The organism is uncultured Bacteroides sp., from assembly GCF_910578895.1.
Taxonomy (GTDB): domain Bacteria; phylum Bacteroidota; class Bacteroidia; order Bacteroidales; family Bacteroidaceae; genus Bacteroides.
On the sequence record NZ_CAJTSC010000046.1, the window covers coordinates 1 to 9718 of the forward strand.

Consider the following 9718-nt stretch of genomic DNA (forward strand, 5'->3'; position numbering starts at 1 on the left):
GCCCGCTATGCTCCTCATAAAAATAGAAAAACATACTCGAAAAGAACTATCAAAAGAAGGCTGAACAAAATTTAAACAGACTCTAAGGATAATCATTTTTTTAAATATTCAAACAGTTTCTACTGTTTTTCACAATTCATCCCACGGTTCTTTCATCACAACCCCACCACAATCAACATTATTTGTATCCGGGATTTTGTTCCAATACTGCTTCTGTATTTCTCTCTATTTCAGAATAAGGAATAGGCCACAAATTATGATAATCATAAATGGTTTTACCACTTACCGGATTATATTTACGATTCATCTCGACCAATCTTCCCATACGACATAAAGTAAGCATACGGGTTTCTTCAAAGTATAGTTCCCTTAAACGTTCATCAAGTAAATAATAAATATCCACTTCACTTTCCTCTGCAGGAACAGCATGTGCCCTATTACGAATAGTGTTAATATCTTTTGTTGCATTTGAAATATCATTTTTCATCAGATAAGCTTCTGCACGCAACAAATAAGTTTCCGCCAATCGGAAAAAATATTCATCTTTATATCCCTGATTAGCAGTACTTATCAATATATGTTCTCCAAATTCGGTCATCATTGGATTGTTGTTCTTATCTCTCTTCCAAAGATCTTCCGGATAATTTCCTACACGGGAATATTTAGTCACAATAGGAAACCAAATACGGATAGGATCCAAATCTGTGGCATAACCATCTTTTACCAACCATTTTCCAAATGCCTGAGCCTTTGGATTGTCTATTTGTAAATCACGGATAATATTATATCTTGAATTACGAATATCATTTTCAGATCCTTTTGCCCATATATCGGTAAAAAAATGTTCCGTAGGCTGTATCCATGCGGCTCCATTGCCCCCCTTTCCATCTGTTATATCTACAAAAGCGGTTACTTTTACCTCTTTTCCATTCTCCATTTGTGTCAACATGACATTCTTATACATAGGAATAATCCATTTGGCCATTTCATATTTTTCAGAACCGGAATTTTGATAATCATATTGCATTACCCACAACCCTTCCGTATTACCACTGCTTCTATTCTGATTGTTTAAGCGAAATAAATCCCAATACACATCACCATTTTCGTCTTTGCGAGACCCGAAGCGCTCTTTCATCAATTCCAATCCCTGATAATCAATTACATTTGTAGCCATTTTTACAGCTTCATCGTACAATCCCAAACAAATATATATTTCTGAAAGAAGATGTTGGGCTATTTGCTTGTTAACTTTTCCTTCTCTCACTTTATCAATATCCGGAAGAACCTTATACGCTTCCTCCAAATCTTGTCGGATTTGCTTGTAAACATCTTCTCTGGCAGCACGCACATAATCCCTGCGAGGAACCATAACCTCATTCAACTCTATAGGTACACCACCATATAAATGAGCCAAAATCCGATAAGCAAAAGCCCTAAAGAATTTGGCTTCGCCCGTGATGACCGCTTTATCCGTATCACTAACCTCATTAGGCATATTAATACGATTTAAAATAACATTTGCATTTGATACCAATTTAAATGTTTCCTGCCAAAGGAGTTTAATCACTCCGTCTGTTGGAACCATCTTATTGGCATAATCATTCAAGTGTCTCGGTTTATAATAGTCTGTGGCATTAAAAGCAAAGTCCGTACCGTAATAAAGAGCCATACGAGTACCTACATCAATATTACAGAAAATATGCCTGGTCTGGTTATACAGATAATTCAAAGACGTTTCAAAATGTTTTGTTGTAATCATTGAGTTTTCCGGCGAAAAAAAGTCCAACGGTTTCTCTTCCAGAAATTTACTTTCATTACAAGAAGCACATATTACAGTACAAGATAAAATAGCAATCGTGTATTTAAGAATTTTCATACCTTTCAAATTTAAGTACATTTTTAAAATTCAACATTTAACCCAACCGAATAGCTTCGCATCACCGGATAGTCCGCTTTAAGACCACTGCCGGATTCAGGATCCCATCCGTCCCATTTTGTAAATGTCAACAGGTTTTTGCCTGTCACATAAAGTTTTAATCGATTTATATGAAACTTGCCCAAGAAATTGGCCGGGACATCGTATGAAAGAGTAACATCTTGCAAACGTACAAAATTGCGTTGCATATAGGGTGAAAAACCGGTTCCCAGCACATTGGGTGAATATCCTAATTGACGATAACGGGCATTGGGATTTTCAGGTGTCCAATAGTCAAAGTCAAATGAATTGTTCTGATAAACATTATCCGGATTATTCAAATCCTTTCCCGGTTGTCCGTAATAGTACTTCTTCCCCCCTTGCACAGAGTTTACCATAAATTTCAACTCCCAGTTTTTATAGCGTATGGAGTTTTGTACACTGAAGCGGTAGGCCGGGTCAGTATAACCTAATATTTTACGGTCATCCGCTTGTGTGTAATCCCCGTCTCCATTAACATCTTCCACTTTATAAGTACCATACGTAAATCCATCAGGAATTCTTCCTGCTAAATAATCCTCAATCTGCCACATTCCAATCAGATTATAGTCATAAACAACCCCATACGGATGATTTATAAATATTTTTTCAGACACTAAATCATCTTCTCGTCCGTCACCATTTAAATCCTGTCCCAAAATACTGACAACTTTATTCCTGTTTCTGGAAAAATTGAAAGTAATATTCCAAACTAAATCTTTTGTTTGGACAGGCACTCCAGTCACAGACATTTCAAATCCCTTATTGCTCAGTTTGCCAATATTTGTTGGGATAGATCCCAAAACATTTATCTGCGGGATATTTATATTATAAAGTAAATCATGGGTTTTTGCCCTATAATATTCCAAATTACCAAAAATCCTACCGTTCAAAAGGCTGAAATCAACCCCGACATTGAATGTATTCGTAGTTTCCCACTTCAGATTTGAATTAGGCATGGAAGAGACCCACTGTTTTTGTTCTCCGGTAGCACCATCTCCAAAAAGATAACCATTATCATTATCTATTTTTGCCAACGTCTGATAGCGCCCCACTGTTCGATTACCATTTTGTCCATAGGACAGACGTAATTTCAAATTATCTATCCATTTTACATTATCTTTTATAAAATTCTCCTCACTAACGCGCCAAGCAATGGCTGCAGACGGAAAAATACCGAATTTATTATCTTTTCCAAACCCGGAAAAGCCATCACGCCTGATTGTTCCTGTGAAAATATACTTATCATTAAAAGTATAAATAGCACGGAACATAAGATATAAACTGGTTTCTTCCCATGCTTCGGATGAAGCCGTTTGCAAATCAGACTGTCCTAATCCCAGATTGTTATACCCTAAAACATCATTCAAGAATTTGGAAGCTCCTGCTGTTGTGGATTCATATTGACGTTTTTCGGCACCATACACAAAAGTCGCATTAACAGTATGCTTCCCAAATGTATTTTTATAAGAAAGGATATTATCTACAGTCCAATTATATTGACTATCATTCATTTTAGATCCTTCACCTTCAAAATTAGCACCCCATTTGTTAAATTTGAATTCTTTGTTCTCAATGAGATTCTGTGATAAATTCACACGGTAATTAAGTCCTTTTAAGAAAGGGAAATCTATATCCACATAAAAATTGCCGGATAGATTATAACGTTTGTCCACATCGTCTTGCCGGATAGTCAACATTGGATTTAATACACTTTTATAAGGTTGTTTGACATACTCTCCATCCGAGTCACTCACGGCAGCAAGCGGTGGCAACTCCATTACACTCTTCAAAGTAGGTGATTGACCGGAATAGTCGCTGACCGTAAAAAAAGACTGCATTCCTACTTTTAACCAATCTGTCACTTTCAAGTCCATATTCGCACGGACATTGTAACGCTTATAAGTATCGTTTATAATCAGATTCTCCTGATCGGTATATCCCACAGAAAGAAAATAGCTGCTTAATTCATTTTTACCTCTTACACTCAAATTATGTGTCTGAATATAAGGAGTATCATTTGTCAACATGTCCCACCAATCAATATCCGTTCCGTTTAAATAACCATTTAATACATTTCCATCCATCAGATGTTTGGTTACATCCCAGTTCGGGTTGGGTTGAAGCAAGTCATCACCGGTACGGCTTTCTTCCAGAAAGCGGTCCGCTATTCTACGAAGAAATCCCTCACGCCCTGTAGGATATAAATCTTTATTAGTAGGTTGTTGGAACGAAAAGGAACCACTGTATTCAATGATAGGCTTACTCATAACCTTACCGACCTTGGATGTTATCAAAATAACTCCGTTACTTGCTTCCGAACCATAAATAGCCGCTGCACTGGCATCTTTCAATACATCAATAGTTTCCACATCATTCATATTAATGTCCACCAAGTCACCGCGATATATAATACCGTCTAAAACTATCAAGGGACTCGTTCCACCACTTATAGAATTGCGCCCGCGAATAGAGATAGAAGGATTTTCACCGGCCTTTGTTACAGCTCCTACATTCAGTCCCGGAACCAAACCTTGTAAAGCCGAGCCTAAACTAATATTGGGAGATTCTTGCAATGTACTCAAATCTGCACGTACAACAGCACCGGCTAAATCACTTTTTTTCGCAGTACCATAGCCTACCACGACAACCTCATCCAACAATTCATTATCTTCTTTCATAATAATCTTATCGAGCCCCTTGCCATTGGCTTTCAGTTCTACCGTCTGATAACCGATATACGAGAAAGCGAGCAACGCATTTTCCGGTACGTTTGTCAAATGATAATTTCCATCCAAGTCGGTAATCACCCCATTAGTAGTACCTTTTACCAATACACTGGCACCAATGATAGGCTCACCGTTTGGATCAACTACTCTTCCATCAAGATTTTTCAGTTTCACATCATTAGTGACTACTTGTCCGGTTTTCTGCTTGCCAACGGATATTGTATGATTATCCCTATTGAAATACAATTTCGTTTGTGAAGTAATGTGCTTCAACACTTCCTCCAAAGAGACATTTGACATATTGACCGTAACGCGTGGAGCCGAGTCAACAATTTCCTGGTCATAGAAAAATTTCAACCCCGTTTGCTTACTTAACTGATTGAAAACATTCTCTAACGGTTCATTTTGTACATTTAACGTAATAGTGTTTGAATTTTGCGCTTGGGCATTATAAGAAACAAATGACAAGCATACGAATAGTAAAAAAGCTAAAAACCGAAAGTCATTTCTACTTTTCCTTTTAGAATTAGGAAGAATATTCATAAATTTGTGCGTTTTAGTAATTGAATAAATTATTTAAAACAAAGGTTTTAGTAATCCGCGATACGCTATTCATACGGGGGAAAACGAATGAATAGCTGTTCGGATTAGGATAGGGGCTTCTCTGAGAGACAGCTCCTATTTTTTTCAATAGATAACTAAGTGGGTGTTTTCATACGCAATTTACAGTCAGATTAAAGTTAATATTTACGAGACTACATCATATAATACACATTCGTTTCATTATACCGGGGTGACATTAACATATTTTCATTATTTATACAGCAGGACTTCATTTCCATTCTTTTTATAATGAATGCCACTTGTATATTCAACAGACTGCAACACAGACTCTAAACTCTTGTTATCATGTTCCCCTGAAATGAGATTATTAAATTCCTGCCCTTCGGCAAAAGTAATACGGCAATTGTACATACGTTCCAGCTCCTTCGCCACATCATGTATGGGAGTACTGCTGAAACGCAAACCACCCTTGCGCCAAACCGCCACCGCACGTTCTTCATGCCGCTTGTTGTATTCCCACGAAACGGTATTGATAAGTACTTGTTCCTTAGCATACAAACGCATCATTGCTTCCGGCATATCCACCTGTACCTTACCGTTTTCCACATCTACGGAAACCACTTCATCCGAAGAATAAGATTTGACATTGAAGCAAGTACCCAATACACGTACATCGAAGTGGCGGGCACTGACAATGAAGGGATGTTTTTCGTTACGATATACGCGAAAATAACCTTCACCCTCTAACTCCACCCTACGCTCTCTATCGACAAAACGGTCCGGATAGCGTACACGCGAACAGGAGTTCAAAGTCAAATACGTGCCATCAGGAAGTCGTATCTCCTTGCGCTCGCCAAAAGAAGTGGAAACTACCAAGCAGGACACTTGTTGCTTGTTGATATCACGTATGTAGCCGATACCGCCAAGAACCAAGCAGATTATCGCAGCCACACTTGCCACTGCCGCTACCATCCGACGGAACCACATACTTTTTTTATGCTCAAGATGCCTTAACAGCAACCGGGCTTCTTTCTTATAGCGTTCACGCTCCAGGTCGGTATGAGCCTGGCGGACAGAAGATTCTTCCCAAACATCGGCAGCCAGTTCCTCCAACTTATTGGTACCATGTTCCGAACGCCGCAGGTCATCCAGCAGCTTATGCGCATCGTCTGTGGTATACAAATCGTCCAAATAACGGCGGAATAAGGATTTATCGCTTTTACTATTTTCCATAATTCATAATTTTAATAATACGAAGATTATCAAAAATATACCCTTTACATGAATATGTACACGGAAGCAAAGAAGTACAGGGGTGTGATTAATATTTTTTAAGACACAAACTGTCTGAAAGGATAGGCTACAAGAAGTTAACTATTCAAAATCAAACGCATCATTTACAAGTTCAGGCAGATAAGCAGCAAAACAAGCTCGGCGCCACCCACCGAATGCTTTTCCAAGTAAGTGCGCAACGTCCGCAAGGATATGGAAATAGATTCCTGCACCGTATTGACGGAAATCCCCAACACTTCCGCTATTTCGCGATGCGACATTTGCCGCTCGCGGCTCATCCCGAATATTTCACGCTGACGAGGTGTTAACTGCTGTAACGCACATGAAATAAATTGCCACAGGTCATTGGCAAGAATCGTGTCTTTCGTCTCGTTGGTATAATCCACCGCTCGCGAGAGTATCTGTTCGCAGAGTTTGTCGCGGTTGGACAAGTCGCGCAACTGGTTCAGTATACGATTGCGCACGATTGTATACAGATAGGCAGAGAATGAAGCATCCGGATTGATGAAACGACGACTTTGCCAAACTACCGTGAAAGCATCCTGAAATATATCTTCCGCATACTCACGCGACTTCAGGAAACGCATGGCAAAGTATATCAAACGATTTTTGTAGGCAGCATAAAGTTCGCAAAAGGCATCCTCGTCTCCTTCAATCAGACGGAGCACAAGGGCATGTTCATCATTAATTTTTTCGGTTGCGTACATATTGCCTTTTTAGATTTCACTTACTCAATAACACTATTGGGTTACAAATTTATGTAAAGTTCGAGAAATAAAAAAGGAAAAACGGTGGTATATACAGATATGCTTACCCACCCTACGTCTACCAAGCCTATGTAAAAACGTATTCTTATGACTATCATTTTCCAAGATTGCATTAGAACCGGAGACTGATGCAATCTTGGAAAATGCCCCTACTCTTTACTTCGCGCGTTCCATACCAGCAATGCCAACAATACGGACAGTAATGCCGCACCTATCCAAAACCAATTGATATAGGTGAAGTCATAGACTTCTACACCATCTACAACCTGCTTATTGCCTTCAATCAGCACACCGCTCATCACATCCTGCAAACCGGCGCCGATATAACTCGCAATGCCAACCACACCCAAAGCGGCACCGGAAGCATTACGGGGAGCAATATCCACAGCCATCAAGCCGCCCAAGAAACAAATCAACACACCGATGCCCAAACCGAAGAGAACCATCGCCAATACATCCACCCAGAAGCACGCACCCGGAACAAGCAGGAAAAGACACAGGGCAAGCACATTCACCAAACCGAAAATCAATGCGGGAACGTTGCGGCGACCGCCGAAAAACTTATCCGAAATAACTCCGGAAAACATAGTCCCCACAATACCGCATACCGAACTGATGGAAATGATGAAGCCGGCATCCAGCGTGGAATAACCTTTCTCCGCCTGCAAATAGAAAACGCCCCAACTGTTTACAGCATAACGGCTGATATACATAAAGGCACTGCTGAGCGCAAGTATCCAAATGGCAGGATTTCGTAATACCGCCTTTTGGGCACGGTTGAACGCTTCGGTTTCCAAAACATCCAGCTCCTTTTTCCTTGCAGGAACATTGACAGCAGGAAGACCTTTGCCCTGAGGAGTGTCGTGAAAGAAACGCCACACCACCAAAGCACCCACAAGACCGACAAGACCCGCACCCAGAAAACCGTAACGCCAACCCAATGTACTGACAATGGAAGCCACGATGATAAAAGTCATCGCCTCGCCGATATTATGGCTCGCACTCCAGAAACCATAGAAAGAACCGCGCTCCTTATCCGTAAACCAACGGGACAGACCAACCACGCAGGAAGCGGCACCCATAGACTGGAACCAGCCGCTGATGCCCCAAAGAACGGCAAACAGGATGAAAGAGTGTACAAAGCCCAGGCAGAGATTGACCAATGCCGTCACCAGCAAACCGGTTGACATGAAACGGTTGATATTGCTACGGTCGGCAAGGAAGCCGTTAGTAAACTTGCCGACGGCATAGGTGAAGAACAGCACGGCACCGATGATACCCAATTCCGTTTCCGAAAAAATACCTTCGTCCACGATTGGTTTCTTTACGACATTCAGGCTCAGACGGCAGACGTAATACATGCCATAGCCCAACGTAGCGGAAAGAAAAGTGGACCATTGAAGACGCTTCAAACGGCGCTTCCGTTCGGGCAAAGGTTCTTCATTACAGGGTTTCGGTTGCGAAACCCTGTAAAAGTTTAGTATATGTTTCAGCATAATGTCCTACAGTCCTTGCTTCTTAATCATGTAGTTTTCTTTTCCGCAAATAATCCAGCAGGTAAGCAGGGCGGTCGGTCTGGATGATACGGCATCCCAACGTATCAATCAGATAGCCATAACCGGCATCAGGATCTTGCAAGGACATATCATCGTCATGTCCGCCCGCCATTGTATCCCATAAAGTGTTATACCAAATCAGGGCGCGGCTTTCCAAAGTAGCCGCAAGTTTCTTAGGAAGCGGGTTGGCATCGTTCACGAATAGCAACTCCAAAGCAACCGGAGACATATCTTTAATAAAAGCCTCTACCTGTTCTTCGGCTCCGGAAGCGTCAAGATTGATAATCGGCATATAAATCACATCTTTCAAATAGTCGCCAAACTGTTTCTTCACTTCCGTTGCTGGTTTTCTTCCTTTCATGATAATTTGCCTGGTTGTCCCTGTCTTTTGCATGAGTTCATAAATCTGGTCGAAGTAAAGGTCCGCCTGGTCCAGGTTAATCATGATTTTTCCTTTGGCATGTAACAGCGCCTCCTCTAAAGTGGGTACTTTATGAATGGTACGGATATTGCAACCGTTTCTCAAATTCAACTTGCGAATATCGTCCAATGTATTGTCCGAAACCAATCCTTTGCCGGTAGTGGTACGGTTCAACGTACGGTCGTGCATAAGAATCAGTTCACCGTCTTTCGTTTTCTTAACGTCCAACTCTACAATGTCCACCCCCATTTTTATAGCGTTGTCTATGGCTTCCAACGAATTTTCAGGAAAGTTACGCCAATCTCCGCGATGAGCCACCACAATTACGGAACCTGAGTTACAACTCATCAACTTTTCACGAATCTGTTCCACACGGTTTTGTGCCGAAAACTGCAATGCAACAAAGACGGCACACAATAATATGTATATTC

The 9718-nt window shown here is 40.8% G+C and carries 6 protein-coding genes; all 6 read right to left on the minus strand.

Translation table 11 applies throughout. The features are described from left to right. Positions 1-178: 178 nt before the first annotated feature. Positions 179-1879 carry a RagB/SusD family nutrient uptake outer membrane protein gene (locus tag QZ327_RS11100; protein ID WP_294619300.1) on the minus strand — a complete coding sequence of 567 codons (1701 nt, stop codon included), beginning with the start codon at positions 1877-1879 and terminating at the stop codon, positions 179-181. A gap of 23 nt (positions 1880-1902) precedes the next feature. Then, positions 1903-5229 carry a TonB-dependent receptor gene (locus tag QZ327_RS11105; RefSeq protein ID WP_294619302.1) on the minus strand — a complete coding sequence of 1109 codons (3327 nt, stop codon included), beginning with the start codon at positions 5227-5229 and terminating at the stop codon, positions 1903-1905. A 270-nt stretch (positions 5230-5499) separates the two neighbouring features. Then, positions 5500-6483: a FecR family protein gene (locus QZ327_RS11110; protein ID WP_294619304.1), complete on the minus strand. Its 984-nt coding sequence runs from the start codon at positions 6481-6483 to the stop codon at positions 5500-5502. A gap of 164 nt (positions 6484-6647) precedes the next feature. Then, on the minus strand, positions 6648-7250 hold the full coding sequence (locus QZ327_RS11115; protein ID WP_294619306.1) for an RNA polymerase sigma-70 factor: 603 nt from the start codon (positions 7248-7250) through the stop codon (positions 6648-6650). Between the two features lie 209 nt (positions 7251-7459). Then, a complete protein-coding gene (locus QZ327_RS11120; RefSeq protein WP_294619308.1) occupies positions 7460-8806 on the minus strand; it encodes an MFS transporter in 1347 nt (448 codons plus the stop codon). 22 nt (positions 8807-8828) lie between these two features. Beyond that, positions 8829-9635, minus strand: coding sequence for a glycerophosphodiester phosphodiesterase family protein (locus QZ327_RS11125; protein WP_294619328.1), 807 nt, complete (start codon positions 9633-9635; stop codon positions 8829-8831). Positions 9636-9718: the final 83 nt, after the last annotated feature.